Genomic DNA, 324 nt, shown 5'->3' with positions numbered 1-324 from the left:
ACTAATACCCGAATCAGTATCCAGCGTGATCGTTGGTGCATTTGGCGCTTGCGTATCAAGCACAAAATCTAATGTACTCGAGCCAGACACATTACCTGCCGCATCAGTTTCACGCACCGTAATTGAGTTGTCACCTTCAACCACCGCAGGAGGGGTTGTTGACCAACTGCCATCTGCAGCCTGATATTCAACTGTATTGCCAACTTCGCTTGGCGTAACGGTGAATGAGCCGTCATTTGTAAGCAGATCACCATTACTAATACCCGAATCAGTATCCAGCGTGATCGTTGGTGCATTTGGCGCTTGCGTATCAAGCACAAAATC

At 47.8% G+C, this 324-nt stretch carries 1 protein-coding gene; it reads right to left on the bottom strand.

Features of this window, described 5'->3' with window-relative positions; translation table 11 throughout:
* Positions 1-324: Ig-like domain-containing protein (locus HC728_RS19930; RefSeq protein ID WP_190395995.1), on the bottom strand; the 324-nt coding region annotated here is incomplete at both ends.

Source organism: Aliivibrio sp. S10_S31 (assembly GCF_014694495.1).
Classification (GTDB): domain Bacteria; phylum Pseudomonadota; class Gammaproteobacteria; order Enterobacterales; family Vibrionaceae; genus Aliivibrio; species Aliivibrio fischeri.
Note: the sequence above shows the minus strand (reverse complement) of the source record. Positions and strands in the feature narration are given on the sequence as shown.